22 protein-coding genes and 1 pseudogene are annotated in these 26,942 nt (G+C 38.4%); 22 read left to right on the top strand and 1 reads right to left on the bottom strand.

All coding sequences use genetic code 11. The annotated features are described in order from the left end of the window. Nucleotides 1-55: 55 nt before the first annotated feature. The 6 genes and pseudogenes from ACTJJG_RS18360 to ACTJJG_RS18335 form a co-directional block, all read left to right on the top strand. Nucleotides 56-160, top strand: a pseudogene (locus tag ACTJJG_RS18360) (hypothetical protein); the annotation flags it as partial. Between the two features lie 159 nt (nt 161-319). Next, a complete protein-coding gene (locus ACTJJG_RS18355; RefSeq protein WP_005070099.1) occupies nt 320-637 on the top strand; it encodes a hypothetical protein in 318 nt (105 codons plus the stop codon). 175 nt (nt 638-812) lie between these two features. Beyond that, the gene (locus ACTJJG_RS18350; protein WP_005070097.1) at nt 813-1,007 is read left to right on the top strand and encodes a hypothetical protein; all 195 of its coding nucleotides are present in this window, start codon (nt 813-815) and stop codon (nt 1,005-1,007) included. Nucleotides 1,008-1,257: 250 nt separating this feature from the next. Continuing rightward, nucleotides 1,258-1,716 (top strand): hypothetical protein, encoded by a 459-nt coding sequence (locus ACTJJG_RS18345; protein WP_005070095.1) that lies wholly within the window; start codon nt 1,258-1,260, stop codon nt 1,714-1,716. Between the two features lie 311 nt (nt 1,717-2,027). Beyond that, entirely contained in the window at nt 2,028-2,372 is a 345-nt protein-coding gene (locus tag ACTJJG_RS18340) for a hypothetical protein (protein WP_005070094.1), read from the top strand. A 121-nt stretch (nt 2,373-2,493) separates the two neighbouring features. Further along, entirely contained in the window at nt 2,494-3,438 is a 945-nt protein-coding gene (locus ACTJJG_RS18335) for a DUF4424 family protein (RefSeq protein ID WP_069119822.1), read from the top strand. A 128-nt stretch (nt 3,439-3,566) separates the two neighbouring features. Here the strand turns inward: ACTJJG_RS18335 and ACTJJG_RS18330 are convergent, their stop codons facing one another. Beyond that, on the bottom strand, nt 3,567-4,169 hold the full coding sequence (locus ACTJJG_RS18330; RefSeq protein ID WP_069119751.1) for an HvfX family Cu-binding RiPP maturation protein: 603 nt from the start codon (nt 4,167-4,169) through the stop codon (nt 3,567-3,569). Between the two features lie 163 nt (nt 4,170-4,332). On the opposite strand from ACTJJG_RS18330, the gene ACTJJG_RS18325 reads away from it, so the two are divergent. The 16 genes from ACTJJG_RS18325 (at nt 4,333) to ACTJJG_RS18250 (ending at nt 26,496) form a co-directional block, all read left to right on the top strand. Continuing rightward, nucleotides 4,333-4,641: an HvfA family oxazolone/thioamide-modified RiPP metallophore gene (locus tag ACTJJG_RS18325; RefSeq protein WP_032056520.1), complete on the top strand. Its 309-nt coding sequence runs from the start codon at nt 4,333-4,335 to the stop codon at nt 4,639-4,641. A 69-nt stretch (nt 4,642-4,710) separates the two neighbouring features. Beyond that, entirely contained in the window at nt 4,711-5,574 is an 864-nt protein-coding gene (locus ACTJJG_RS18320; protein ID WP_032056518.1) for an HvfB family MNIO-type RiPP peptide maturase, read from the top strand. Beyond that, nucleotides 5,525-6,280, top strand: a complete 756-nt coding sequence (locus ACTJJG_RS18315) for an HvfC family RiPP maturation protein (RefSeq protein ID WP_032056516.1) — start codon at nt 5,525-5,527, stop codon at nt 6,278-6,280. The genes ACTJJG_RS18320 and ACTJJG_RS18315 overlap by 50 nt, the downstream gene beginning before the upstream one ends. Before the next feature lie 2 nt (nt 6,281-6,282). Further along, entirely contained in the window at nt 6,283-6,903 is a 621-nt protein-coding gene (locus ACTJJG_RS18310; RefSeq protein ID WP_032056514.1) for an RNA polymerase factor sigma-70, read from the top strand. After that, nucleotides 6,897-7,076, top strand: a complete 180-nt coding sequence (locus ACTJJG_RS18305) for a zf-HC2 domain-containing protein (protein ID WP_002163210.1) — start codon at nt 6,897-6,899, stop codon at nt 7,074-7,076. Before ACTJJG_RS18310 ends, ACTJJG_RS18305 begins: the two co-directional genes overlap by 7 nt. A 91-nt stretch (nt 7,077-7,167) precedes the next feature. Next, the gene (gene mumR / locus ACTJJG_RS18300; RefSeq protein WP_014206319.1) at nt 7,168-8,079 is read left to right on the top strand and encodes a LysR family transcriptional regulator MumR; all 912 of its coding nucleotides are present in this window, start codon (nt 7,168-7,170) and stop codon (nt 8,077-8,079) included. A 298-nt stretch (nt 8,080-8,377) separates the two neighbouring features. After that, nucleotides 8,378-9,631: an NRAMP family divalent metal transporter gene (locus tag ACTJJG_RS18295; RefSeq protein ID WP_079377711.1), complete on the top strand. Its 1,254-nt coding sequence runs from the start codon at nt 8,378-8,380 to the stop codon at nt 9,629-9,631. Nucleotides 9,632-9,665: 34 nt separating this feature from the next. Continuing rightward, nucleotides 9,666-10,430 carry a LamB/YcsF family protein gene (locus tag ACTJJG_RS18290; protein ID WP_000496072.1) on the top strand — a complete coding sequence of 255 codons (765 nt, stop codon included), beginning with the start codon at nt 9,666-9,668 and terminating at the stop codon, nt 10,428-10,430. A gap of 2 nt (nt 10,431-10,432) precedes the next feature. Continuing rightward, nucleotides 10,433-11,248: a putative hydro-lyase gene (locus tag ACTJJG_RS18285; RefSeq protein WP_080776972.1), complete on the top strand. Its 816-nt coding sequence runs from the start codon at nt 10,433-10,435 to the stop codon at nt 11,246-11,248. 32 nt (nt 11,249-11,280) lie between these two features. Further along, complete coding sequence (locus ACTJJG_RS18280; protein WP_032056509.1) at nt 11,281-12,864, top strand: urea amidolyase family protein; 1,584 nt, start codon at nt 11,281-11,283, stop codon at nt 12,862-12,864. Beyond that, entirely contained in the window at nt 12,864-14,582 is a 1,719-nt protein-coding gene (locus tag ACTJJG_RS18275) for an acetyl/propionyl/methylcrotonyl-CoA carboxylase subunit alpha (protein WP_032056507.1), read from the top strand. Before ACTJJG_RS18280 ends, ACTJJG_RS18275 begins: the two co-directional genes overlap by 1 nt. Before the next feature lie 303 nt (nt 14,583-14,885). Beyond that, nucleotides 14,886-16,106 (top strand): chloride channel protein, encoded by a 1,221-nt coding sequence (locus ACTJJG_RS18270; RefSeq protein WP_032063565.1) that lies wholly within the window; start codon nt 14,886-14,888, stop codon nt 16,104-16,106. Between the two features lie 345 nt (nt 16,107-16,451). After that, nucleotides 16,452-18,191, top strand: coding sequence for a ShlB/FhaC/HecB family hemolysin secretion/activation protein (locus ACTJJG_RS18265; protein ID WP_440608997.1), 1,740 nt, complete (start codon nt 16,452-16,454; stop codon nt 18,189-18,191). A 46-nt stretch (nt 18,192-18,237) separates the two neighbouring features. Continuing rightward, on the top strand, nt 18,238-24,300 hold the full coding sequence (locus ACTJJG_RS18260) for a two-partner secretion domain-containing protein (protein ID WP_372552840.1): 6,063 nt from the start codon (nt 18,238-18,240) through the stop codon (nt 24,298-24,300). 11 nt (nt 24,301-24,311) lie between these two features. Then, entirely contained in the window at nt 24,312-25,712 is a 1,401-nt protein-coding gene (locus ACTJJG_RS18255) for a hypothetical protein (RefSeq protein WP_002114038.1), read from the top strand. Between the two features lie 268 nt (nt 25,713-25,980). Further along, entirely contained in the window at nt 25,981-26,496 is a 516-nt protein-coding gene (locus tag ACTJJG_RS18250) for an SMI1/KNR4 family protein (RefSeq protein WP_005070062.1), read from the top strand. Nucleotides 26,497-26,942 lie beyond the last annotated feature (446 nt).

Below are 26,942 nucleotides of genomic sequence, written 5' to 3'. Positions count from 1 at the left end.
GATGAGTGTCTATAGTTTACCAAGTTAAAACCTCCTGTTTTCTCAGCACACATCATTCTTATATATCATTAATTATTTTTTCCGCGGGTTGGGTACAGGTAAGGTGGCAATTCCTTTAGAAGTGCCAAGCAAAAAACGAAAGAGAATTAGGAAGGTCTGATATTTTCCTTTTAATTGATTAAACACATTTCACGTAATCTATCAATAAATGTGACAGAATCTAACTTTTTAAAACCTGTAAATACGACTATCCTAACTGGACTTGAGCACATCCTTTTGAAGTGTTCGTCTTTTGGTTAGATTTTTAGGTATTTAAAAAATGAATAAAATGCACGTAACTTTAGCGGTCATTATTGGTTTAATTGTTGGTGGTGTAATCGGTGCTCTTGGTTACTCTAAAACTGCTGCACGTTATGACGCGATGACGACAGCATGTGTCATGGTAAACCAAGCAGTTGAACATGGCATCTTAAAACCAGAACAGGTGAAAGAGCTTGGTGAGCTCACAGGCCAAAGCCTTAAAAAAGATTATGAGTCAGTTGCTTCCAAATTTAAATTCTCTGAAAAGCAATTAGGTAATGCATCTGAAGGTTCTAATTGTAGTCAGTTTATTGTTGGGGTAAATGCCGCACAATAACCATTTAGAAGCCCACAGTAAGTGGGCTTTTTTTATGATGTTTAGTTAGGGCAACTACAATATTAACTGAACATACCATTTATAGACTGCTATAATAATGATCAATTCAAAATCTGAAATATAAGCTTGCCTAAAGGCAGGCTTTTAATATGTGTAATTAAGTCTGCTAGGAAATATGAAACGCTATTTAAAACAAACTGAATCGGCTACGACTAATTGGACAACAGAGCAAGACTGCTTTTTGATCGAAAATAATTCTCTCTCAATTTGCGAGCTCATCGAGCATTTACCTTTTTCTGAAGAAGAAATACGAGTACGTCGAGCTGTTCTGGGTTTAGTGAGACGAGATAAGCAAATGAAAGCATATTAATTTTACCAAATGGTAAAAATAATATGAAAATAAATGTTTCAAACTTTCTCTATTCAACCATGCATTTTTGCGGATGAGTTATCAAAACCATAATTTTTTTCGGTATTTTATTGGTGCGATTTACATAAAGCGCCAACTACTTACAAACAAGTCTAATAAGGTTACCTTTAATTACACGCGTTTAAGCATAATCAAATACATAAGACATTCATAGATCAGAACTTTATAACAATAGGACGGAGAGAGGTTAATGCCAAAGTATCTAGCTGTAGCCGAAAAGGTTTATAAAAATATAAAAAAAGATGGCTTATTCACTGATGACATTACTCAGAACCTTAACTGTTTAATTAGTCAGATCCGAAAAGCCATCAAGGGAACTGAGTTTAAGCTCAAGTTCAACTATATCGACTTTGAAGAAAACCTAACGAAACCGTTAAGTGAATGCAAAGTTAAAATTGATTTGAGTGTCATGCCAAAGTTTGCAAACGAAGGTGAATATCTTCTTTGGTTAGCTGGTCTTATTGAGCGAATCACAGAAGGGGGAAAGCCTAAATTGCCACCAATTTCGCACTTTTTACCACCAGGTTTTAAAATGTCGAAAGATTCGTTTCCGGTCACTGTTGCTCCTCCAAAAGAAGAGCATGCAGACATGATTATCAATTATTTTAAATCTGAGGATTTTATTAAAACTAATAAAACTCCTTCATAAAAGAATATAGAAGTAAACGTCCACCTTACTTCTATATCTGCTGGTTTAAATTCAGCGACCGCCTTCTGGGGCGGTTTTTTTTGACTTAAAATTGATCATTACTTAATTGTGATAACTAGAAAAATTTAACTTCAACAAAAGTCTTAAATGTATATAAATATGAAAATAAAAAATGTTTTTAGTAAATATCAATTGCTTAATTATATTTGTCGGTAAAGTAAAAAATACATTTTTCACATTACTAATGTACCAAGTAACGCAATTAAACATTTAGCAGTTCATAATCTTTAAAAAAAGAGAAAGTGAACGATATGAATGAAAATGCAGAGCTTATAAAATACATTGACGTTGCTGAAAACGTCTATGAACGTGTCTATGAGAATAATCAAATTTCAAATAATTTGATTGTTAACCTTAACCGCATCATGGCGGAAATCAAAAAACAGGCCCAAGAAAAAGACCTAAAGTTAAAATATAAGTCGATTGACTTTGAATATTGCTTGAGTTTGCCTTTGGCAGATAGAGATATAAAAATTGACCTTAGTTTGATGCCTCACTTTGAACATCGTGATGAATGCATTTTATGGCTAACCAACTTTATTGGAAAAATTAGTGTGCCTAAAAAGATGACGAGACAAAAGCTAAGTTTTCATTAAAGTTTTTTAGATTTAAAGCGATATAAGTCATTACTAAAAAACTAACTGCCTCTATGCTTAAACAGTTATGCTTTATTACAGATCGATATTTCATAATTAGAAAATGACAGAGCGCTTTAAAATGAAAACGTTTGCATTAACCTTTGCTGTTTTAGCTTCGCTATCTACCTATGGTCTAGCCAATGACTCTACGGGTTACGTGGGTACAGGTGGGATTCAATATCTCAAAAACTCACAGATTGCCATGCAAAGTGAAGATCTATTCATCAGTAAAAAACTGATTAAGGTCGACTACCTCTATAAAAACTTAAGCAATAAAGACGTAACGGAAACCATCTTATTCCCGTTACCACGCATTGATAATTTTTTTGAGTCTGATTTTGCTCACACTGAACAGCTTTTAAAAAGTTTTAAAATTGTGGTGGATGGTAAAAATATAAAACCTGAGATGCATGTCAGAACTTTTATTCAAAAAGATGAAAAATCTCCCCTGATTGATGCTACGGATGAGTTTAAACAGTGCGGTTTTAGTGAAAAAGAGATGCTAAATCCGTGGACTCGCACTAACTATGATTATGAATATTATGTAGACAAGCTAAAACAATGTAATAAGCCGCAAATACAGAAAATTTTAGCCAAATTTAAAAAAGATGATGTGATTCCGTGGTCATCTCAAGTGATCTATAGTTGGAAGCAGACCTTTAAAGCAAATGGTTTGACTAAGATTCATCATGAATACAAACCTTTGGTCGGTGGCGCTGTAGCTCTCTATCCAGATGAATATAACCAGCAATTTTGTATGGATAAACAATTTAAGCAGGGCTTAAAAAAAGCCAGTGCAGAAAATTCGCCGTTTAGTGCTTTGGGCTATATTTTGACGACGGGTGCAAATTGGGCAAAACCAATTGAAAGCTTTAAGCTCACCATTGAGCGCGATAAAGACGAACTGGTTTCATTTTGTTGGGATGGGCCAGTTAAAAAAATTAGTCCAACTCAATTTCAAATGACCAAGACTAAGTTTGTACCCAAAAAAGACCTAGATATTATTTTTGTGAGAATTCGATAACTTCATACAGGCTTCTGGTTTGACCAAATTGCCTCAATATTGATTGTGTGTCATGAACCAGACATGGCACACAATAAGAAAAAGATGCCCTATGTTGCTGTCAGTAGGATTCTTGGCGTAATGAGTAATTAGAGCAGCTTCTTTTTAATCCAATAATCTAAACTGAAATAACGACCGCCTCCAAGAACAAGCAGTGCGAGAAGCATGACTAAATACGTAGCGGCAAACTCAATTCCATTATTTAAAATTACAAACGAACCACTAGACGTGAGCCAGTCGTAATTGCCGTAGGTTTGTAATATTTCACGAGCTTTCTCTAACTTTTCTGTTGAGGCCAAGACCTGCATGTTTGCAAAGGGCGCATTCGGATCAGCAATGGCTTGCCATCCGTTCGGTAGATGGACCGTAAATATGGCAACCAACATGGTAATCATGAGTGGAATACTAATTAAGCGAGTAAAAAGGCCAAATGTTAATAGTATTGCACCTGCTAATTCAGCCGTTGTTGCAAGTAATGCCATTAAATATGGAAAGGGAAGTCCTAAACCTCCATCTGAGTTGCCAAACCATTCTACAATGTCATTAAAGTGCATTAATTTATTTGTGCCAGCCATCCAAAATATAGGAACTAAATATAATCGAAGAGCCAGAGCTGCGATGCCGTCCGCATGTTGTAGAGTTTTGCCCAGTTTTTGATAATATTGAGATAAGCCATAAATAAAATTCTTCATGATAATTTCACATCCGATGCGATTGAATATTAATTAGTCGGATAAAAACTGTATTTCTTACATAAAAAAAATTTTATTTACGGTGTAATAAAAAAGGATTTGGTCCGTCTAACTATACGTACAAATGTACAAACCGAGAATTTATCTTTAAAGGAATACTAACATGAACAAGCTCAATTCAATGACTTCAGTGGCGGCATTATTAGCACTTTCAGTTGCTGGCGCTACACAAGTGGCGGTAGCAGCAACCCATACAACAACCGAAGCACATGCAACCAAAGCAGCAGATGGAAAATGCGGTGAAGCAAAATGCGGTGCTAACAAAATGAAAAACCACGAAAAGTCTGCCGAAGCAAAATGTGGTGCAGATAAAAAAGCAGCTGATGGTAAATGTGGAGCAACCAAAAAAGCAGCGGACGGCAAGTGCGGTGCAGATAAAAAAGTCACTGACGGTAAGTGCGGCGCTAAGTAAACGATCTGATCATGGATGATGTCGGCCTTCTGGTAAGTGTCGGCATCGTTTCCAAAAGGAGAAATCACCATGATGGATTTGTCAGGCGTAGGGCTGGGTTTAAGGCGTGATTTTATAGATTCGTTTTTAGATGCAAAAGCATGTCCCGATTTTATCGAAGTTGCTCCTGAAAACTGGCTAGGTTTTGGTGGTCGACATGCGAAATTACTCGCACAGTGTGTTGAAAAAGCCCCATTAATTTGTCACGGCCTGTCATTGTCTATTGGCGGTCCTCATCCACTCAATCTTGAATTTATCGGAAAAATAAAAAGCTTTTTAGAACAATATGATGTCTCTATTTATTCTGAACATTTAAGTTATACAAATGATGGGGGCTATCTATATGATTTGTTGCCAATCCCCATGACCGAAGCGGCTGTTAAATATGTCGCTGAACGTATTTTACGTGTTCAAGATATTTTAGGAAGAAGATTAGTCATAGAGAATGTTTCTACTTATTTAATGCCCAATGCCCAAATGAGTGAAGCGGAATTTATTCGTGAAGTTCTTCAATATGCAGACTGTGATTTGCTTCTGGATGTAAATAATGTCTATGTCAACAGTATTAATCATGGCAGTGATGCATTTGCATTTATTCGGGACATGCCAAAAGAAAGAATCCGTTATTTACATATTGCTGGACATGAAAAAGTTCAGAAAAATTTATTAATTGATACGCATGGCGCAGAAGTTTGTGATCGCGTATGGGAACTATTGAGATATACCTATCAAGTGTGTGGTGTGAAAGCAACTTTACTTGAGCGCGACTTTAATATTCCATCATGGCAAGAGCTAGAAGAGGAGCTAGCCAAAATTAAAATAATTCAACAACAGGAGAGTGGCTATGAAGGAAAATCAAATATCCTTCCAAACCATGCAACAACAGTTTTGTGACTGGATTAGAGATCCTGATTTAGAATTACCTCAAGCTCTTCCTGCCGAACGAATGCATATTTATCGAGATTTACTTTTTAATAATGTCTGTTCATTTATTGATTTAGTTTATCCCGTGGCTCGTGCGATGTTGCCAGAGTTAAAGTGGCAACAATTACTCTCGGAATTTTTTCAAAAAGCCCAGTGTCGCTCACCTTTGTATAATGATATTTCTCTGGAATTTAGAGAATATTTGACAAATCAGCAGCACCCGATATTGCAAGAATATCCGTGGTTGGCTGAGTTGTTGCAGTTTGAATGGCTTGAGTTGTATTTAGACACTGTTGAAATTGAAAAAGTAGTCTTGCAGGAAAACTGTGATTGGCAGTTAACCACGAAGGTATGGGTATTGGTTTATCAATATCCCGTTTATACGTGGACAACTTTAATGACTCCAGAACAAGTCGAGCCTATGCCTGGAGTAATTATGGTCTGGCGAGATGAACAAGACAAAGTATGTATTGAACAGCTTTCGCCTTTGTTTGCTATGGTAATTGAACAGTTGACTCAAAATGTAAAGTTAACTGACCAAGATATTCATACACTCATTCAATCTGTACTCACTGATTTGTCTGAACATGATATTTATCTGCAAATTCAAGAACTAAACGCACTTTTAACTCGAATGCGATTGATTCAAACTCCCCATGATTTTAAAGAGGTATAAGGATGACTTCAGCCGTGGCATCAGATCATGAAGAAATAGGGGATCAGCTGCATAATCCAGCCTTTTTACAAGACTTAAGACAGCAAATGATAAAATTTGCTTTTTTACAGCTTTCTTCTCTTCCTCAAGCTGAAGATGTGGTGCAAGAGGCATTAACGAGTGCTTTCCAGCATTTAGATTCATTTAAAGGACGTGCTGCGTTTAAAACATGGGTATTTGCCATTTTAAAAAATAAAATTATTGATGTGATTCGGCAAAAGTCACGCTTGGTCGCAATGACTGAATTATTTAAAGATGAGGAAAGTGAACTGAGTATTGATGCACTGTTTGATGCTTCTGGACATTGGCACAAATATGAAGCGCCTCAAGCGTGGCAAAGCCCTGAAGAGATGATGGAGCAGGCAGATTTCTGGATAATTTTTGAAGCTTGTTTAAATCATTTACCTGCCAAATATGCTCAAGTTTTTATGATGAGAGAGGTGATAGAGCTGAGTTCTAATGAGATTTGTAGCAAGTTGGAATTATCTATCTCAAACTTTAATGTGTTGATGTATCGGAGTCGTACCCGACTACGTGAATGTTTAGAAAATAAATGGTTATTGAAGGAGGATTGTTCATGCTGACATGTCGACAAGCCACTCAACTGTTGTCTGAAAAGCAAGATAGACCATTGTTATTACGTGAGCAAAGTGGTTTACAACTGCATTTATTGGCGTGCCGCTCATGCCGCCGTTATTCAAAACAGATCAAAACAATTAGTCAGCTTTCTAAGGCATTTAAAAGTTTTGATGGCTAATTTTATTTAAAAATTTATTTATTGCTAGCCTAATTACGCTAACAACTCCCATACTATAAAAGTAAAGGAGTTTTTTAAGACAGGATGACACGTGAATTTAAAGAATCTTGAAGCATTTTATTGGGTTGTGACTTTAAAGAGCTTCAATAAGGCCGCGACTAAATTACAAACCACCCAGCCTGCGGTCTCTCAAAAAATCACATCTCTTGAAAATGAATTAGGCTTTAAAGTTTTAGATCGAAGTTATCGGCAGCTTAAACCAACACACAAAGGTTTAACTTTATTTAAGTACGCCGAAAAATTTATGCGACTAGAGACCGATCTGGTGGCTGAACTGACTGAAAATCAGCACCTGACTGGCACCATTCGTTTGGGAGTTTCCGAAACTATTGTTTATACATGGTTGGTTGAATATATCGAAAAGGTTCAGCAAGAGTTCCCCAAAATTTCAGTAGAAATTGTAGTGGACCTTACGCCTAACTTACAAGAAGGTGTTCGGACAGGTGACTTAGACATGGCTTTTTTACTTGGGCCAACTTTAGCTTTTGAGTGTATTGAACAAGCTTTGTGTGACTTTGAACTCAGTTTCTTAGCTTCACCTTCATTTAAAGGTGGAGTTGCTCAAATGTCTTTTAAAACATTAATGTCACATACCATTTTAACTTATCCAAAAATTACCTATCCCTATAAAGAATTGAAAGCACGAATGAAAGAGCAAGGGATTGATGAACCACTTTCAATTACCAGTTATTCATTGGCAACGCTGTTGCGTTTAGCCGAGCAGGGCTTAGGTATTGCGGTGGTGCCGACCTTAACGGCGTTAAAAGAAATTACTGATGGGCGACTAGAAATATTAAATACGCCTATTCAGTTAAAAACCTTTCATTTCACCTCGATTTACATTCAAGGAAATGATGTTGCCTTAAAAGAGAAATTGACCGAAGTCGCGGTTAAAGTATCTGAATGCGCTATGAAAAGACTCAATGAGCAAATAAAAAAATAAGCTGTTTTGTATGTAAAACAATAAAGGCAGCTTATTAACTTCAATAAGTAAAGCTTATCCTGATCTTCTAATAATTAATAAATTATTAAAAATCAAATATTTGAATTTTTAATTTTATGTAAAAAGTCTTATTGTCCGTAGGGATTAGCTATGTTTTTATTTTAGACACAAGATTTGATCACCGATTGTGTTGATTGGGGAGCAGGGAATCTTTGTCATTTTAAAGGATTAAAGAATATCGTTTGGGACAAAAAATGGTGTTCTTGGTTCAACTTGAAAATAGCGTTGTTAAGCTCAAATGGATGAGGAACGCATTAATATGTCTTTACTGAAATCTTCTTTTTTATCTGATCGCCAATGGGCCATTGTGGCCTCGATCTTTATGATGGCGACCTCTGCAATGGGGCCCGGATTTTTAACCCAAACTGCTGTATTTACAGTCAAGTTAGGCGCGGCATTTGGCTTTGCCATTTTAGTTTCCATTCTGATTGATTATGTGGTTCAACAAAACATTTGGCGTGTGGTGACACTTACTCAAATGCGTGCATCAGATATTGCCAATAAAGCATTACCGGGTAGTGGTTATTTACTGGCGTTTCTGGTGATTTTAGGCGGGTTTTTCTTTAGTGTCGGTAACATTGCCGGTGCAGCTTTAGGTTTAAATGCGCTTTTTGGCCTAGACACAAAGTGGGGCGGTATTTTAAGTGGTGCATTAGCCATTTTGATTTTTGCCTCAAGAAAAGCAACGCTTGCCATGGATAAAAGCATGATCGTGTTGGGATTGCTTAAAATCCTCCTGATTATTATCGTTGCTGTCATTGTGATGCCTCCTGTTGGGCAAGCTGTACATCAAACCTTTGCGCCAGATCAGATCGACTTTGCCATTATTACCACCATTGTTGGCGGTACGGTTGGTGGCTATATCTGTTACGCGGGAGCACACCGTTTACTCGATAAAGGCGCTGTTGGCCCTGAAAATATTGATGAAGTTGCTAAAGCTGCGACCAAGGGCATTGTTGTAGTCGGCATCATGCGCTATGTGCTGTTCTTGGCTTTTTTAGGTGTGGTGGTGAGCGGTGCAACGATTGATTTAGCCAGCCATGACGCCAATCCTGCAGCTCAAGCATTCCAATATGCAGCGGGTACATTTGGTTTTAAATTATTCGGCTTAATTTTCTGGGCAGCCGGGATTAGTAGCACCATTGGCGCAGCATATACTTCGGTGTCATTCTTTACTGCATTTAAAAAGAACTTAAAACCAAAACAAACCAACTATACGACCATTACCTTTATTGCATTGGCTTTATTGCTCTATGTGTTATTGGGTGCAACTCCGGCAGGTCTACTTATTTTTGTAGGCGGTTTTAACGGTTTGGTGTTGCCAATTGGCCTTACAATTTTTGTGTATGTTGCCGCGTGCCGTAAAGATTTGATGGGTAATTATAACTATCCAAAATGGTTGCTTATTTTGGGTGGGTTAACATGTCTGTTAACGTGGTGGATGGGCTACATGTCGTTTACGACTGTGTTTAACTATTTGACCAAGCTTTAAGCCAGACTGCGTGAAGTGATAAAGGAATAATGCCATGTTTGTAGATTTAAATAGTGATTTGGGTGAAAGCTTTGGCTCATGGAAAATGGGTAATGATGACCAGATTTTACCTGTCGTGACCAGTGCCAATATTGCTTGTGGCTTCCATGCTGGCGACCCACTCGGCATTTTAAAAACGGTTCGTAAAGCCGTTGAGCTTGGTGTGACCATTGGCGCTCACGTGTCTTATCCAGACCTTGTAGGCTTTGGCCGCCGTAATATGGATTTGTCACGTGACGAATTGATTGCCGATGTGCTTTACCAAATTTCTGCACTCGATGGTTTGGCTAAAGTGGCAGGCTCAAAAGTGCAATACGTTAAACCACATGGCGCGCTTTATAACACCATTGCACATGACCAAGCTCAGGCAGCAGCCGTGATTGATGCCATTAAAATGTATAACCCTGAACTGGTTTTAGTGGCTTTGGCAGGTTCTAACTTAGTCGAACAGGCACGAGCAGCGGGTTTAAAAGTTGTATCAGAAGCATTTGCTGACCGTGCTTATAACAGCGATGGTTCATTGGTTTCCCGCCGTCTAGAAGGTGCGGTTTTACACGACTCGGCATTTGTTGCAAGCCGTGTGGTGTCTATGCTCAAAAATGGTGGAGTTGAGTCAATTGACGGCGTATTTACCCCAATTCAAGCCGACACCATTTGCCTACACGGCGACACTGACGGTGCGCTAGAGATGTCGGCAGCCATTAAAGCTGAGCTTGTAAAAAACAATATTGAAATCCGCCCATTTGTAAATAAAGCATAAGGATGAGCACCATGTATAAGGATATTAAAGTCGACCCAGCTCAGCTTGAAGCCGCATTAGATGCGCGTTTAAAAATCCGTGCTGGCTTTGATAAACCGACAGCAGGCATGGCTGCGGGCATGACGCAGGTCAACATGATTTCGGTGCCAAAAGAGTGGGCGTATGACTTTTTACTCTATGCACACCGTAACCCGCAAAGCTGCCCAGTGCTTGATGTGCTCGAAGAAGGCATCTATGCAACTAAGCTTGCGGCAGACTCAGACATTCGAACCGACTTCCCACGTTATCGCATTTGGAAAGATGGCGAAATGGTCGATGAAGTGACCGATGCAAGAGAGATTTATAATGCTCATCCTGATTTGGTGACTTTCTTAATTGGTTGTAGCTTTTCGTTTGAAACAGCTTTGCAAGAAGCGGGTATTGAAGTTCGCCATATTCATGACGACACCAATGTACCGATGTATCTGAGCAATATAAAGTGCGAACCAGCAGGGCGTATTTCAGGAAATATGGTGGTTTCCATGCGACCAATTCCATCGCATCAAATTAGTGAAGCGGTAAAAATTACAGCACGTATGCCGAGTGTACACGGCGCACCTGTACATATTGGGCACCCTGAAAGCTTAGGAATTTTAGATGTAAATAAGCCAGATTTTGGTGATGCTTCTCGCATTGAAGCGGGTGAAATTCCAGTGTTTTGGGCATGTGGGGTAACACCGCAAGCGGCAGTCATGAACTCAAAAATTCCTTTTGCGATTAGTCATGCACCGGGTCACATGTTTATTACCGACATTCCTGACCGTGCTTGGATTGGCTAACTGGACTAAAGAAGAATTAAAAGGATAAGCAAATGCGTTTTTTATCGGTAAACGCCGATTGTTTTCTAATTGAGCTGGCGAGCTTAGAGGAAACTTTGGCGTTGTACAATAAATTGCAAAATACGCAATTGAATGGAATTAAAGACTTAGTCCCTGCTGCAAAAACAATTTTGGTTTTTTTTAACGAGATCGAAACCAACTTTAAAACGCTAGTTGCTTCAATTCAGAGTCTCAAAATTGATTCTGGATTTGTGCGTAGCGGCCAAGAAGTGATTGTGCCGATTTGCTATAACGGCGAAGACCTTGCTCAGGTTGCCGAGCTGCAAGGTTTATCTGTTGCCGATGTGGTTAGAAAACATCACCAAAGTGTGTGGAATGTGGCTTTTATTGGTTTTGCGCCGGGCTTTGCGTATATGAGCAGCCCCGATAAGCCTTTTACCGATATTCCACGCTTAACGGTTCCTCGTAAAAAAATACCGTCAGGTTCTTTGGGCTTGGCTGGAAAATACTCTGGTATTTACCCAAAAGACAGTCCGGGTGGTTGGCAGCTGATCGGGACAACATCAGAAAAAATGTGGGATTTAGAGCGTAAAAATCCAGCACTACTTTTACCGGGTATGACCGTACATTTTGAAGATGTGACGCATAACCCAACGACAGTGACTGTACCGCAGCAAATTACGCCTAAGGTTGAGCCGAAACAATCGGTGCCACTGTTTAAAATCACTGCGCCAAGTTTACAAATGCTCATTCAAGATGAAGGGCGCTTAAACCAGACCAATATTGGTGTTGGTGTAGCGGGTGCAATGGACTTGTCTGCCATGCACAGTGCTAACCGTATTGTCGGGAACCCAACCGACACACCTGTCATTGAAGTTTTAAATGGCGGCCTAAAAGCCAAAATGCAGCATGCGGGTGTTATTGCGGTGGCTGGGGCCATCTCAACCATTCGTGTGAAATTTGCAGATGGGCAAACTATAGACTTTGTAAGCTATCAACCGATTGATTTGGATGAAGGCGATGAATTCCAAATTCAGCCACCAACAGCAGGTTTAAGAAATTATTTGGCAGTTCGTGGTGGTATAGACGTTGAACCAGTACTCAATAGTGCCTCGTTTGACAGCTTGGCAGTGTTAGGTCCAGAACCTTTAAAGCTTGGAGATACCATTTACCAAGGGCAGGTAAAGGCAACCAACATTAGCGTAAATGAAGTAGGTAAAACCGACTTACCAAAAACTGGCGAAGTCGTTGAGCTAGATATTGTGATGGGGCCACGTACAGACTGGTTTGAACAAGACAGTATTGAAATGCTCTGTCAGCAAGAATGGCTCGTGACCAATGAAAGCAACCGAGTCGGGCTAAGACTTTCAGGTGCACAGCCTCTAACTCGCAAAATTACCTACGAGTTGGAAAGTGAAGGCACATGTATTGGTGCTTTGCAGATTCCACCGAGTGGTCAGCCTGTTTTGTTTATGAATGATCATCCTTTAACGGGCGGATATCCGGTCATTGGTTCTGTTGCTAAACACCATTGGGATTTGGTGGCACAGATTCCAGCAGGTTGCCGCATCAAATTTAAAAAAATTGCCGAATTTACAGATTTTGAGAATGAATGATGAATACAGAAAAATTATTGATTGCTAACCGTGGTGAAATTGCCGTTCGTATTATCCATGCTTGCCGTGATATGGGAATTTCATCAGTCGCGTTATATGCAGATGATGATATTGGCAGCATGCATGTCGAACTTGCAGATGAAGCATGGGGCTTGACTGGTGCGACTGCCAGCGAGACTTACCTAAATATTCCTGCGATTATTGAAGTTGCAAAGAAATCAAAAGCGACTATGGTGCATCCGGGTTACGGCTTTTTATCTGAGCGTGCTGAGTTTGCTCAAGCTGTGATTGATGCAGGTTTAAAATGGGTCGGGCCATCACCAAGTGCCATTGAAAAACTAGGCGATAAAATCGAAGCACGTAAAATTGCAGCTTCGGTTGGTGCGCCGTTGGTTCAGGGTACGCAAGATCCACTCAATAATGCAGATGAAGCTTTAGAGTTTGCCAAACAATATGGTTTACCAATTGCCATTAAAGCTGCATTTGGTGGCGGTGGCCGCGGCTTAAAAGTCGCGTGGAAACTCGAAGAAGTCAAAGAGCTTTATGAGTCGGCAGTACGTGAAGCAAAAGCTGCCTTTGGCCGTGGTGAATGTTTTGTCGAGCAATATTTAGATAAACCGCGTCATGTAGAAGCGCAGGTGATAGCAGACCAACATAACAATATTGTGGTACTTGGTACACGTGATTGCTCGTTGCAACGCCGTAACCAAAAGTTAGTCGAAGAAGCGCCCGCGCCATTTATTAGCGATGAGATTTACCAACAAATTTTAACCTCGGCAAAAAATATTTGTCAGGCTGCAAACTATGTGGGTGCAGGTACAGTTGAATATTTACTCAGTTGTGACGGCAAGCTTTCATTCTTAGAAGTAAACACACGCTTGCAAGTTGAGCATCCTGTTACCGAAGAAACGTCGAAAGTCGATTTGGTGGTGGAACAAATTCGTGTTGCACAAGGTGAAGCGCTTTCTATTAAAGAAACTCCAAAAGCACAAGGCCATGCCATTGAGTTTCGTATTAATGCCGAAGACCCAGCGCGTGGTTTTATTCCGGCCTTTGGTGTATTGAGTTTATTTGAAGCGCCGTTTGGTAACGGTGTACGAGTCGACACAGGTGTTCGAACTGAGTCATTGGTGTCGAGTCACTTTGATTCACTTATGGCAAAGCTAATTGTGACTGGTCCAACCCGCGAAGTTGCAATTGCTCGCGCTAAACGTGCTTTAAAACAATTTAAAATTGAAGGCGTAGCTTCGGTTTTAGATTTTCACCGCGCGGTACTTAATGAACCTGACTTTACAGATGAATTTAATGTACACACGCGCTGGATTGAAAATGACTTTAAACAAGAATTAAAGCCAACTAAACGTGGCATTCCAAACCATCAACAATCGATGTTACTGAGCTACATTGAAATTGATGGTAAGTTACACCGTTTAGGTTTACCTGCGGGGATGTTTGCACAAGGTCCAGCAACCGCAGCTCCAGCCCAAACAACCGAGCCAGAAGTGAGTGCCGAGCATTTACTTGCCCCAATTAATGGTGTGATTAGCACTTGGAAAGTCGAAAATGGTGAGCAAGTCACCGAAGGCCAAGTGGTTGCGATTATGGAGGCCATGAAAATGGAAGTGCAGGTACTGGCACACCGCAGTGGTGTTATTCAGATTGGCGCAGAGAAGGGCGCGACCTGTCATGCAGAAACTGTGATTGCGAGTATTAATTAAGTTTTGAATAAATGATTTGGCTCACTTAAGCATCAGTTTAACTGGGTCAAATCGAATGCTTATTTATTCACTTAGTTCGTTATTTTTCGCAGTACTCGTTAACCATTTTCAGCTTGAAAATTAGCACTAATTATGAGATATTCCTCACAGTTTAGTGATATGAAAATTAATCACTGTATTGAAAGCTCGCTTATGCGGGCTTTAATTTTTAGCCCAGTTTAAGCATTTCTCACTTAATGAGCTGGCAGCATAAAAACAATTTGAGAATTTGGCACTCACTCAAAGGCGAATTGAAGAAAGCGAATGAAAATTCTACCTTCATCTGAATATGATCAAATTCTAAAATACAGTGTCTATTGGCTCGTCATCTCGATCGTGATTGGAGTCGTAGCGGGGTTGGCATCGACTTTAATTTTTGTCGCTTTTGATATTTCGAATAAAGTTCGAAGTCTGCATCACTGGCTCATCTACTTTTTACCTTTTGTAGGTTTTGGTATTGGTTATCTCATTAAAAAATATGGATCACCGATTGAGCGGGGAACTCATTTACTGATTGATGAAATTCACCAGCCTAAGTCGTTTATTCCAAAACGAATGAGCCCCATCATTTTTATTACTTCAATTTTAACGCAGTTATTCGGTGGTTCGGCAGGGCGTGAGGCCCCAGCGGTTCAGCTTTCAGGTGCCTTAATTGACCACTTAAGCCATATATTAAAAGTCTCGGAAGATAACCGAAAAATCTGTTTAATCGCCAGTATTGGTGCAGGCTTTGCAGGGGTGTTTGGCTTGCCTCTAGCGGGTGCAATCTATGGTTTAGAAATTACTGCTTTAGGTAATTTAAGATATTCAGCTATTTTTCCATGTTTTGTGTCGGCTCTGATTGCATCGGCCATTCCTGAGCTATTTGATATTGTTCATCCGCATATTTTTTATGTGATTAGTGAGTTTCCCGCCATTCATTTTGGCACGCTCATGAACTTAATTGTGGCAGGTCTGATCTTTGGCCTAGTCGCACGTTTCTTTATTGCGGCCATCCATTTTGCGAGTGACGTCTTTTATAAATACGTTCGGTATTTGCCTTTAAGAACCATGGTGGGTGGTATTGTCATTATGCTACTTACGTTGTTCACTGCGCATCAGCAATACAACGGTTTGGGTACAGATAAAATCATTTCATCTTTTTATGTACCGATTGAGTTTTACGACTTTTTTAACAAGACTATTTTTACAGCCATCACTTTAGGTTCAGGCTTTAAAGGTGGTGAAATTACGCCATTGTTTTATGTAGGTGCGACATTAGGGAATGCTTTAGGGGCGATTTTAGACCTACCAATTTCATTGCTTGCAGGCTTAGGTTTGGTAAGTCTGTTTTCTGGAGCAAGTAAGGCACCGTTAACATCTATTATTTTAGCTGTTGAGCTATTTGGAATGAATGTTGCGACTTATGCGATTATTACTTGTTTGTTGGCGGCGTTATTTTCTGGGAATTGTGGGTTGTATCGCCGTAAAAAGTTGATGGATTGATTAAGCATTTCTAAGGAGTTGAGTGGTTTTAGAGTGCTTAACTCCTATTAAATCTTCTTTTTTTTAATAATAAAAATTGGCCTAGTAAATGAAAATAATTCTAAAAATATGAAAAGAATTGAATTTATAGCTTTATAAAAGAAGATGGAAATTAATTTTAATGAACAACTATTGTTTCCTAAATATTTAAACTATAGGTATACATTAATAAAAATTAAAAATATTTAAAAAATTTCCAAAATGTTTCAATTATGAATTTTTTATGACATTTATTGTTGATTGTGAATGATTCATGTAGTTTTTGTTTGATTTTTTATCCATTTGGTAAATTAAAAATAACATTTTATGCAAAACAAAATTTTTTTTACTCACGCTTTTTTTCTTTTGTATGGGGTAGCTACACATGCATACGCCATCGATGATATTTCTTTACCAGATCGTATACGTCAGGAACAACGTTTAAAAGAGCTTAATCAACAATTAGAAGAGCAAATCACTCAGCTTGCACCTAAACCTGTCACTACCCAATTGCAGGATTTTAAAACTATAGTCGTTTCGGAAGAGCCATGCGTTAAGGTCAAGAATATTGATTTTGATAGAAAGACGTTACAGGACCCTGAACACTATAAATTTCACTTTATGCTTCGGGCAATCTGGAATCATCCGCAGAAGATTATTGGCAAGTGTATCGGTACGCAAAGCTTACGTAACCTCGTTAATTTCGCCCAAAATGAATTGATTAAGAAGGGTTTTATTACCAGTCAGGTTACTGTTGATCCTCAAGATATTCAGCAAGGTTCTTTGCGACTTGGTGTGCAGATTGGGCGTTTACGTAAGATCATCGTTGAAGGTGAGCAACTCTCTTTATTACAACTTAAAGCATCTTTACCATTTAAAGAAGGCGATGTCCTTAATCTACAACAACTTGATCAGGGTCTCGAAAACTTAAAACGAGCTTATACGGTAGATATACAAATTGTGCCGTCAAATGAGTCTGTTCAGGAAGCTAAAGGGTATAGTGATCTGATTATTAAGTTACAGCCACAATCAAAAATCAATTTAAATTTTGGTCTGGATAATTCAGGAAGTAAAGATACAGGTCGTTATATAGGTAGTCTTGGACTTAATATTAATAATCCATTCTATTTAAGTGATTATTTTTCTTTTAATTTTAGTCATTCATTAGATAACTTAAATCGAGACTTAAATAAAAACTACTTTGTAAGTTATCAGCTTCCGTTAGGAAATTATGATTTCAGTACTAGCTATAGCCGTTATCAATACGAGCAAAATGTATTGGGTGCAAATGGTGTACTACGTTATCACGGCTTAAGTCAGCAGGGTAATTTGAATGTATCTCGTGTACTTAGCCGAAGTGGACAGCATAAAACTAGCCTCTATGGCAAGCTCTACCATAAGCAAAATTCAAACTTTATTGATGATATTGAAATCGAAGTACAACGTAGAAAAACTTCAGGCTGGAATGCAGGGATACAACATCGCCAATATCTGGGTGATGCTGTATTAGATGCGGGTTTGGATTATCGGCATGGCACAGGCGCATTTGATGCGTTGTTAGCACCAGAAGAACAAATTAAGGACATTGATAAAAATCCATTACCATCAGAAGGGTATTCCCGTGCACCAATATGGAGTGCCGATTTACGTTTTCAAATGCCATTTCAGCTTTTAAATGTGCCAGCGCAATACCGTTTGAACTGGCGTGGACAATATGCTCCACGAGTTTTAGTACCTAATGATCGTTTTTATATCGGTGGTCGTTATAGCGTTCGAGGTTTTGATGGTGAACTGATGCTATCAGGCGATAACGGACAGTATTTACAACAGGAAATCAGCGTAAATACAAAAATTCCAAATACACAAATGTATGTTGCCGTAGATCAGGGCTGGGTTAACGGTAACAACAGTATTGCTGGGCAGCGCCATCTAATGGGGAGTGTCGTAGGTCTACGAAGTTATCTGAACCATTTTTATATTGATGCCTTTACAGGGCGAGGCCTAATCGCTCCGCAGAGTATAAAAAAAGACTGGATATTTGGATTTAGCCTAAATGCTTTTTATTAAGTTTCCTTAAGAAACAAAATTAATTTTAATTAGAGAAAACTGACTTATGAATAAAAATCTTTATCGAATTGTTTTTAACAAAGCTCGTAACATGTTTATGGCTGTTGCGGAGAATGTTAGAAGCCAGAGCAAGGCGGCAGGACAATCTACCTCCTCAGAAATAGAGCGTTCGGGACAATCATCAGGACAAGAAAAATCATTTCATCAACTGTGGCATGTCAAGGCATTAGTAGCAAGTATTAGCTTATTAGTACCATTTGCTCCTGTCTATGCTGCTATTGTCGCAGATAGTGCAGCAAATGCTGCTAATAGAGCAGTCATTGGTGCTGGTAAGAACTCAGCAGGCACAACAGTTCCGGTGGTCAATATCCAGACCCCTAAAAATGGTATTTCCCACAATATCTATAAACAGTTTGATGTATTGGCTGAAGGTGCTGTTTTAAATAACAGTCGAACAGGAGCAACCACCAAAACAGTAGGGGCCGTAGGGGCAAACCCATTTTTAGCGACTGGTGAAGCGCGAGTTATTTTAAATGAGGTAAATTCAACAGCTGCTTCAAGATTTGAAGGTAACTTAGAAGTCGCAGGGCAAATGGCAGATGTGATTATTGCCAACCCGTCTGGTATTAACATTAAAGGCGGTGGCTTTATTAATGCCAATAAGGCAATTTTTACTACGGGTAAACCTCAATTAAATGCCGATGGTAGTATTAAACAATTCACAGTTGATCAAGGGAGAATTACGGTTTCAGCAAATCCTAACTCTAAGTTTGGATTAGGGGGAAATAATAACGATGTAAATTATGTAGACCTTTATGCTCGTGCATTAGAACTTAGTGCAGAACTCCGAGCCAAAAATGATATTCAGGTGATTGCAGGGGCGAATACTATCGGTGCAGATTTACAGAATGTTATGGCTAAAACAGGAATAGGGACTGCACCGACATTAGCTGTGGACGTGAAAGCACTGGGCGGGATGTATGCCAATAACATCTATTTGATGGGGACAGAAAAGGGCTTGGGCGTTACCAATGCAGGGACTCTTCAGGCAGTCAACAATCTGGTAATTACCAGTGCAGGGAAAATTGAGCATAATGGTACAATCAGTTCAACCAGTAAAACCCAAGGTTTAGTGAACATACAGACAACGGGCACTGGTGCAGTTGCAGATATCAACTCATCAGGGAGTATTAATAGTAATAGCATGCTCAATATTGATTCAGGTAATAACCTGAATGTAAATGCCAAAGAAATTATTATTAATAATGGTAGCTTGGCTTCTTCTCCTTTAATGATCAATACTAAAGGTAATTTAAATTTAGCAGCGAATAGCCGAATTTTTAATGATGCACAGAGTGGGGATGTATATGTTGATGCAGCGAACATCAATCTGGCAACTAACGCAGGCATCACCAGTAATCGTGGTTCTGCTTATATTCAGTCACAAAAAGATGTGGTTGCAGCACAAGGTGCAAAATTAATAGCAGCACAAAATTTGAATGTATCCGGAAAAGGTAAGCTCTCACTGAACGAAAATCAGATACAGGCATCCTTGGGTTCAATAAACCTACAAGCAGATTCTTCAAATACAGATGGTTTAATTGATATCCGAGGTGGGACTATTTATGGGGGTAAAGATTTAAACTTATATAGTTCAGGAGATGTAAATTTACAGAATCTTGGATTTGCACTTGAAAATTCTGCAACACGAGTCAAGAATATTAATGCTCATAGTGGAGGAAATTTGGTCTGGAACAATGCAACAAAAGTTCTACCCCAGATTACAGGGAAAGTTGCATTGGATGCCGAGAATAATTTAAGTATTTCAGCTCAAGGGGTCTCTAGCAAAGATAGTATCCAATTGCAAGCAGGTCAATTAACATTAAATACTAATCTCACCTCTCAAAAAGATATTAATCTGATCGCAGAAACAACTGATTTATTTCTAAATAATGTATTAAATGCTCAGAATGATATCAACATTTCAGCTTTAACTGGTGGGATTACTGTCAATAGCCTCAAAGCCAATTCCAATGCAGGCAAAACTTCGATTCTTGCGAATAAAAATCTAGTTTTAAATTCACTGCAAGAAATAGAACCAGCTCCTTGGGCAGATCAAGACGGCGCAACAACTGATATGACCTTCATCAATGGTAATAAAGGGGTTATATTAGGGTCAATTGGAGATGGGAATGTACAATTAAAATCTACTCGTATTACTGCTGAACAGGGAGATATTCAACTGATTGCAGGTAATGGTATTTCTTTACAAGCGAATACCGATGTGACAATTAGAGGTGATCATGGATATGATGATATTAGAAAGAATATTTTACAGGGACAATCTTTACAGATTCAGAATAAGAAAGCAGATGTCGTCATTGATAACACCACTTTAACAACCTCTGTTGGTGGTTTATCTATTAATAGCGAGGGAAAAACGACATTATCAAATAGCGAATTAAATTCTAAAGGGAATACTGAGCTTTCTGCCAAAGATCATTTGACTTTACAAAATATAGAAGCGAATGCTGATAAACACATGGCGGTGAGTAGTAAAAAGAACATTTACTTCAATAGTAAGTATGGTTCAACAGCAACTCCAGTTGTTTGGGATTCTTCGAGTTCTGTTAACTTAAAAGCGAATGGTATTTTATCTATGGTGGGTATGGATCATATCGCCAATCGGACAACTTATACTGGCGGAGCGATTTCACTAGAAGCTAATAACTTAATCAGTCCTTCTGCTGGTACCTTAACTTTTAATGCAATGGATAGTTCTGTTCTCACAAATGATCCTGCCCTAAAAAATTTAGAGGGTGATCTTACAATTCAGACAAATGGGGCTTTAACATTGGATCCCAAAATCCATAAGCTCGGTGCTGCAGGAGATTATGAACTTATTTCAAAAAATGGAAAGTTAACTTTATTAGGTTATGGTGGAGCCAATGGTCATTTCTCCGAAACAGTATTCAGATTAACCAACAATATGGGGGGGAGTCACCTAGAAGGAAATAAAGGGGTTGAAATTCAGGGTACTGTAATAAGAAACATGAAAGACCTCAAAATTGTAGCACCTGATGGAGACATCAAAATTGAAGGGGTAAAAAATACTTTTAATAATTCTACGTATTCAAAACATTCTGATTATTTGTCCAAACAGAGGTTGTATTACGAAAATAAAATACAAGAAATTAATAGATTAGGTGTATTGAATGCGGCCCAAAAGAAACTTGTTGCACAATACACAGAAGAAATTAATGATATTACAAAACAGATTAACTTCTTAAGTCTAGGAACCAACGGAGCTGAACACGCAGGGAGTCTTTTAAGGTCTGAAACAGGGAAAGTTAATATTGTCTCTGGAAAAGGCATTATGATTACGGGGGCGGATATTCTGGCTATTGATGGTCAAGTCAATATTGAAGCTCAAGGTATTGGAGAGAAAATCTATACCTCGACGGCATTAGATAAGAATAGCCAACCCATGAGCATGAATGCGGGTGTTATTCTTGCAGCCCATAATGATTTTTATGATCGTGGCAATGAAACGGATCAAAACTATCAGGCGATCTCATTACTTACACCGACCCTTGTGGAAGGGAAGCGTGGAGTCAATATAAAAACTACAGGAGCACAGGAAGGAAGCAATCTGATTCTTCAAGCAGTAGGTATTAGCTCTTCTGAGGGGGATGTTAAGATTGAATCGAATAAAAATATACTATTTGATGTGGCGCTTGAGCAAAGTTATGATCGGTCAACATCAATTGAAAAGAAGAAGTCATGGGGTGGTTTAAAAAAGAAAACGATTACGACCTTTTCTGAGAATGAATCAACACGACCTGCTTCAGTCGATATTAGTGGCAAGAATATCTATATCGAGAGTAAAGAATTAAATAAAAATCATAAGATCGATATCTATTCAGGACAGTTTATAGCAGAAGGTGGAGATTTATTTATCCGTTCAGGTGGGGATTTATACTTTAATACAGTGAACGAAATTTCCAAGAATCAGTTGGAGGTTAATAAGAAGTCTTCAATATTAGGGATTAAATATAATACTTCAAAAACCAACAGTAGTTATCAGGTGGTTACCCAAATTCCTTCCACATTAACTGCATCATATATTGGGACCAAGTCAGGATTTGATACCCATTTAGCCGGTACAGAGTTTAATTATCTGAAAGAAGCGACAATTGAATCCGGTGGTAAAATATTTTTAGAGCCAAGTGTCACCAGTATTAATAACACTATTAAAAAGGAAAAGAATTCGGTTGTTTGGCAATCGATGCAAGATAAAGGCTCCATTACAGAAACAGCCAAACTTCCAAGTTTTAATGGACCAACTCCACCTATATTTAAAGCAGCGGGTGGATTGAGTGTACAAGTTCCAATTAGCGAAAAAGATGCCAATAAAAAAGTGCTTCGGGATGAAATATTAAAGTTGGCGAATCAGCCTGGAAATACTTATCTTAAAGATTTAGTCAATCGTAATGATGTAGATTGGCAGCAGGTTCTCCTTACCCAAAAGGATTGGGATTATAAATCACAAGGTTTAACTGGAGCCGGAGCGGCCTTAATTGTCATCATAGTCACTATTGCGACAATGGGTACTGGTACAGCAGCGGCGGCTGGAGCTGCGGGTGGAACAGCTGCAAGTGGTACAACAGTGGGGCTTGGCGCGAGCATGCTGGGTACGGCTGGTGTGACTACAACAGCGGCAGGCGCAATTGTTCCGTCAACATTAGGGGTAATGGCAAATGCAGCAGTCACGAGTCTGGCTGCTCAGGCAAGTGTTGGCCTGATTAATAATGGTGGGGATATTGGTAAAACCCTAAAAGAGATGGGAAGTAAAGATTCCATTAAAAATTTGGCTGCATCTGTGGTAACAGCTGGTTTATTGAGTCAAGTTGGTACTGCCCTAAATTTAAAGCCTGACAGTACTCTCCTATCAGATCGTTTAGTAAATAATTTTACCACTTCTGTAGGATCCACCTTAGTACAAACTGCCATTAATGGTGGGAATCTTGGCGATAATTTACAAGTTGCATTACTAGCAGGTCTAGCAGGGGCCTTACAAGGAGAGTTGGCTAGTCAGATTGGAACGAGTTTAGATAAAGTCGATCCGAATATATTTGAATATACAATTCATAAAATTGCTCATGCCGCTGTTGGATGTGCTGCTGCTGCTGCAACGAAGTCTAGTTGTGAGGCAGGTGCGATTGGTGCCGGTGTAGGTGAAATAGTTGCAGGGTTAATGCCAGAACCAGCCAATGGTATTGAATATACTGATGCAGAAAAACTAAAAATCCGGAATATAGGTAAATTAGTTTCTGGAACGGTTGCAGCATATACTGGTTATGATGTAAACACTGCTGCGAACAGTGCTGATACTGCGATTCAGAATAACTCCTTAGTTAGATTAGCAACTACCACAGGTAAGCTATTAGTAAAAGCAGCTGAAATTTATGGTGATATTAAGAAAGCAAATAAGGGTATAGTCGATTCAAAGGTTTTTGTACAAAAACTTAAAGATCAAGGCGTAAGTGAGCTTGTTGGAATAGCTGATGATTTGGTAACTGTTTTTGGTCCTGCCAGTACTCCTTTTGATAGAGCTTTAGCAGCTTTTGACCTTATTATTGGAACAGATTTAAAACCGGGGAAGGCTGAATCATTAAAGCTTGCTCAAGCTGAATTGGATAAATTAAAAGTAGATCAAGCTTATACTTTAAAAGTTTTACAAGTAAAAAAAGACGTAGTTACCAGAAACCGATTAAACGGTAAAGAATTTGAAATGAGTGCTGCAAGTAAATTGGGGGTAAAGCGAAATACCGATCGACAAATGATTACCATAAAAACTGAGAGAGATGGACAGATTAATATTATTCCAGATGCATTCGGTAATGGTGGGACATTAGTTGAGTTCAAGAATGTCCAATATCTTACAGATACCCAGCAACTCAGGGGGTATGGGGCAACAGGAAAACCAGTTACTTTAGTAGTAAATATGAATACAAAGATATCTGAAACAGTGAAGAATAGTATTTTATCTAATAAGGGGACAATTCAAAGATTTGATCCTATCAAAAATACTCTCCACTCATATTAGGAAATTATCAAATGAAGTTTAAGCGTCCTATTTATAGCAAAATTTTTACTCCAAATATGTTGAGAGATCCCCAAGAATTTTTTAAACGGATACACCACTACTGTAATTCCTTTCCAGAAATGCTTCCAGAAAAGTATGGTTTTTGGGAACCATTAAAAATCCCATTTTCACCTGACATAATAGAAAAACTGATTCCTAATGACAGAGGGGGAGCTGCTGATCGATTATTGTGCCAACGTTTAAAAAAGCCCCGTTATCAAGGAAGTTTTTGGCCTTCACTGCATGGAGAGACGCATAGTGAGGAATATCTTACCTCAGAGTTTACTCAAATTGATCAGCATAAATTGATAAATTATCTGAAAACTACTACCTTACAATTTAATGCGGACTTAGCAATTATTGATGCAAATCGGCATTCGGAACCACAGTTAGGAATTAAAGAAGGATGGCGTGGGGTAACACCTTTTTCCTATGAACTAAAACATTGGTTACCAGATATGTATTGGGGAACGGTATTTGGTAAACCTTATGTCGATTTATTTGGCTTAGAGTGTTTATTGTCTACCCCCGCGTATAAAGTAGAAAAGTTATCAGATGATGCTGTTTACATTCAATTAACTGAGCAAGTACAAGATATATTTGAAAAAACAGAACATGTGGATGAACAGCGTGAAATAGTTAAACATCATTTGGGTACTGATGCCTTTTGGTCACCAGAAAAGGCTTATGTAATAAACACGGATTATAGAGTTTTAAAAGGCTTATCTGAACATAATGTAATTAATATTCCTTTGCAGACTAATTATACTGATGTCTTCCGTGTGCCTCATTTTAATTTAATATCAGATGCTTATATGCAAGCAGAAGTGCCGCCGGAAAATATTTATACATATTTGAAGGGAATAAAGGAATTTGGTACCGATCAATGGATTGTTCAATTGTCTCAAGCATGGTTATTACGCATGTTTGATCCTATAGCGCTTGGTTATGGTGTTGAGGATGTTTATAATCATGGTGAGGTAAGTGAAATAGAGTTTTTTTATAAACCCGATGGATATGACTCTCCTATAGAAAAGGAACTATTTATTGGAGCGTGGGATCGACCAGAGCAAGAAACAATGAGCCGTCAGAAGTATGCTGAATCCATACTTCAAGTATTAGCTAGTAATTACCCATTAGCGCAATCAGAATGGTCAAATGTAGAAAGTAAAGTTGATCATTTTGAGGGGCATTCAGAAGTTTATTTAGACCAAATCGATCCACAAGAGTTTAATTTGTTTCGTATAGCAATTAAAGTAATTGTATTTGAGCGGTTTTTTGTTAAAGTCACTTTCATGGATTATTGGTGTAATGACTTGAGTGAATCTCAAGAAATTTCTAACCCAATTTTTAACTTGTTTAAAGCTAAGTAATATTTATATAAAAAGACTTTTATTGATAAAAATAAGGGGATGAAGCTCCTTATTTTTATTCTGTACAAGAAATATATAGCAGCGAATATAGCTGTTGAATGTTCTGTCATCCACTATGGATGACAGAACATCTGCTTTAATTGAATTATCAATACGTGTGGATTTAAAGGCAGCTAAAAATGTTGATGCCTTAAAAAGCGATCAAAAAATTCTTGTGAAGAATTTAGGGACACCCTTAACAAGAATTTAATTCTTTTTGGAGAAAAATGTGAATGAAGCATTAAGAAAAATAGAGATTCTTTGGAGTAAAGAACTAAAGCACGCTGTTCATAGAGGAGAAAAAACTTTTTTTCAGTTTCGTTGTATTTTGAATAATGGTATTTCACCAGATAGATTTGATGATATCGATTTGCAATTACCCACAGAGTTTAAGGAGTTCCTCTTAGTTAGTAATGGGGCTGATTTATTCAAGGATGAGGAATATGGGCAATGGGGAGCGAGAATATTTAGTATTGATGAGTTACAGTCATCTAATAAATATTATAGAGAGTTAAGGCCTAAAGACTTCACTAAGGGGGATTTGATAATTGGTGAGTTTTATGGTGATTCAGATTTGTTATTGTTAAGGTGTGATCCTGAAAGTAAGGATTATGGCGTTGTACTTATCGCTTTACCTTTTGATAATCGCTCAGATTGGTATTGTTCAGTCAACTTTGAATATTTTATAACTGACTATGTCAATTTTGAGGGCGATAAATTCTGGGAGATGCGAACAAAAAAATAATTTTATTGAAGCTCTAACAAGGGCTAGTTTTTTTAGCATATCCCATTTTATTTATTATTCTAATTATGTTGCAAAGATTAATGCTTAAAATTAAATATATAAGTCATCTCTAGAGCTAATCTATAGTTTGCTATGTAGTTACTAAATTAATAAAGCAAGAAAGGTATATCCTTATTTTTCTATGAATATATAAGCCCATTTCCGATGGCTAATTTCTTTCTTTTTAACGATCTATTTTAAAACAAATGTCATTTCCCACGCTTGACGACAACAAAAGCGGATACTATCCTTTGCGGGCTGGCCTACATTGCCAGTTGGTTTTAGCAGACCATCAGCCAAAGTACACGAAAAAGTCTAACTTTTTTGTGGAAATCCCTGCGTGCCCCCTTTGCGGTGGAATGATCTGACCCCATAAAGTTGGACAGTTAGTTAAGCAGTTTTTAAAA

Source organism: Acinetobacter sp. 22512, from assembly GCF_052044755.1.
GTDB classification, from domain to species: domain Bacteria; phylum Pseudomonadota; class Gammaproteobacteria; order Pseudomonadales; family Moraxellaceae; genus Acinetobacter; species Acinetobacter pittii.
Note: the sequence above shows the minus strand (reverse complement) of the source record. Positions and strands in the feature narration are given on the sequence as shown.

Bases quoted from the DNA above. Each gene is read 5' to 3' on its own strand.
- ACTJJG_RS18355 (WP_005070099.1), top strand. From the start codon at position 320: ATGAATAAAATGCACGTAACTTTAGCGGTCATTATTGGTTTAATTGTT.
- ACTJJG_RS18350 (WP_005070097.1), top strand. From the start codon at position 813: ATGAAACGCTATTTAAAACAAACTGAATCGGCTACGACTAATTGGACA.
- ACTJJG_RS18345 (WP_005070095.1), top strand. From the start codon at position 1,258: ATGCCAAAGTATCTAGCTGTAGCCGAAAAGGTTTATAAAAATATAAAA.
- ACTJJG_RS18340 (WP_005070094.1), top strand. From the start codon at position 2,028: ATGAATGAAAATGCAGAGCTTATAAAATACATTGACGTTGCTGAAAAC.
- ACTJJG_RS18335 (WP_069119822.1), top strand. From the start codon at position 2,494: ATGAAAACGTTTGCATTAACCTTTGCTGTTTTAGCTTCGCTATCTACC.
- ACTJJG_RS18330 (WP_069119751.1), bottom strand. From the start codon at position 4,169: ATGAAGAATTTTATTTATGGCTTATCTCAATATTATCAAAAACTGGGC.
- ACTJJG_RS18325 (WP_032056520.1), top strand. From the start codon at position 4,333: ATGAACAAGCTCAATTCAATGACTTCAGTGGCGGCATTATTAGCACTT.
- ACTJJG_RS18320 (WP_032056518.1), top strand. From the start codon at position 4,711: ATGATGGATTTGTCAGGCGTAGGGCTGGGTTTAAGGCGTGATTTTATA.
- ACTJJG_RS18315 (WP_032056516.1), top strand. From the start codon at position 5,525: ATGAAGGAAAATCAAATATCCTTCCAAACCATGCAACAACAGTTTTGT.
- ACTJJG_RS18310 (WP_032056514.1), top strand. From the start codon at position 6,283: ATGACTTCAGCCGTGGCATCAGATCATGAAGAAATAGGGGATCAGCTG.
- ACTJJG_RS18305 (WP_002163210.1), top strand. From the start codon at position 6,897: ATGCTGACATGTCGACAAGCCACTCAACTGTTGTCTGAAAAGCAAGAT.
- ACTJJG_RS18295 (WP_079377711.1), top strand. From the start codon at position 8,378: ATGGATGAGGAACGCATTAATATGTCTTTACTGAAATCTTCTTTTTTA.
- ACTJJG_RS18290 (WP_000496072.1), top strand. From the start codon at position 9,666: ATGTTTGTAGATTTAAATAGTGATTTGGGTGAAAGCTTTGGCTCATGG.
- ACTJJG_RS18285 (WP_080776972.1), top strand. From the start codon at position 10,433: ATGAGCACCATGTATAAGGATATTAAAGTCGACCCAGCTCAGCTTGAA.
- ACTJJG_RS18280 (WP_032056509.1), top strand. From the start codon at position 11,281: ATGCGTTTTTTATCGGTAAACGCCGATTGTTTTCTAATTGAGCTGGCG.
- ACTJJG_RS18275 (WP_032056507.1), top strand. From the start codon at position 12,864: ATGAATACAGAAAAATTATTGATTGCTAACCGTGGTGAAATTGCCGTT.
- ACTJJG_RS18270 (WP_032063565.1), top strand. From the start codon at position 14,886: ATGAAAATTCTACCTTCATCTGAATATGATCAAATTCTAAAATACAGT.
- ACTJJG_RS18265 (WP_440608997.1), top strand. From the start codon at position 16,452: ATGCAAAACAAAATTTTTTTTACTCACGCTTTTTTTCTTTTGTATGGG.
- ACTJJG_RS18260 (WP_372552840.1), top strand. From the start codon at position 18,238: ATGAATAAAAATCTTTATCGAATTGTTTTTAACAAAGCTCGTAACATG.
- ACTJJG_RS18255 (WP_002114038.1), top strand. From the start codon at position 24,312: ATGAAGTTTAAGCGTCCTATTTATAGCAAAATTTTTACTCCAAATATG.